Origin of the sequence: Vaccinium witches'-broom phytoplasma str. VAC, from assembly GCF_000309405.1 — a bacterium.
Classification (GTDB): Bacteria; Bacillota_I; Bacilli_A; order Acholeplasmatales; family Acholeplasmataceae; genus Phytoplasma.
Map to the genome: position 1 here is coordinate 1 of NZ_AKIN01000078.1, position 1469 is coordinate 1469.

At 24.6% G+C, this 1469-nt stretch carries 1 pseudogene; it reads left to right on the forward strand.

What is annotated here, in order from left to right:
• Positions 1-235: 235 nt before the first annotated feature.
• Positions 236-842, forward strand: a pseudogene (locus RI68_RS01900) (phase variable surface lipoprotein).
• Positions 843-1469: the final 627 nt, after the last annotated feature.

Consider the following 1469-nt stretch of genomic DNA (forward strand, 5'->3'; position numbering starts at 1 on the left):
AAAAATTGCACTTAACTTTTTGAGTTGCATTATACCATTACCTAAAATGACTACCTCCAAAAACCTCGCATTATTGGTCTTAAAAATTAGCACGTTTTTTTATTCAAATTATCCAAAACAACCTAAAAAACGCAATAAACAAAAAACTTTGTCAAAAATGATTTGTTAAAAAAATCATTTTTTTGAACTATTTTTTCAAACTAATAAATCTCAATAGAAAGGAGAAAACAAAAATATGAACAACAACTTCGATCAAGGCATTAGAATCGGTGGATGGAATGCCAAAAACACCCCCACTGATTTAGACCAAATTAAACTCTTTTTACAAACTTTAAAACAAGATTTAATCAATCTGACCATTATAACCCATTCTAAAAAGAAAAATACCTACCAAGAAGCCAATTATCGCCCAAAAAATCAAACTCTTTTTGTCGATCCTCAAATCTTAGAAGAAATTAAACAAACAAAAATAACCTTAATTAACGATAATTTTTCTTCTAGCAATAACAAACTATTACTTTCAGATTTAACCTCTCTTAAAACTTATCATAATATCTTTCAAATCAATTATAAAAATGAATCTAAAAACACCATCAAAGAATTGATCGGCAAAATTAATCCTCACAAACTAGAAACTCTACAATTATACCAATTAGACCCCAATAAACTAGATAAATATCATAACCCAATCAAAACTAACTATAAGAAAGGTCTAAATATCATCTATTATCGCCCAGAAGATTTAAAATATCTTCAATTCTTCTTAACCAAAACCAAACAAGGTTATCGGGTAAAAAAAAATCCATCCTATGTATAAATATATTTCAAAACAAAAAGACTAACAGTTTTATAACAGTTTACAAACAGTTTCATAACACTTTACTAACAAATTTATAACACTTTACTAACAGTTTTATAACAGTTCGCCCCTTAAAATAACCTATATAAAGATTAACTCATTTAAGGAGTGATATTTGATATTTTATATCGATAATGATAATGATACTCGATATTTGATATTATCGCATTATCATTTTTATCATTATTATTAATCGATATAATAAAGATTTCTTTTTTAGAAACTTAATTTTTTAAAACTATTTTAATTTATCAATAAATTTTAATTTTAAAATTAACTGCCTTACCAAGTATTGAATAGTTGTTATTAAAAAAACATCAATGCGCTGAAGCGCTAACAAAATCATAAAGACAAATAAAAAAAGAAAAAGAAGAACCCCCATTTGCGTACAACCCCCTTTTTTCAAGATATGACATTTTCAAACAAAATCTCTTTAAATAAAAAATCTTTTAGAGTTATAATAGATAACATATAAAAGAAAGATAAAAAAAGTAAATGGGGATTTTAATCATAAAAATAGACAAATTAAAACAAAAAATTAAATTATTACAAAAAATGATTGAAAAAATTAAAAAAATTGATAAAAAGATTGTTTTTCATTTAGTCAACC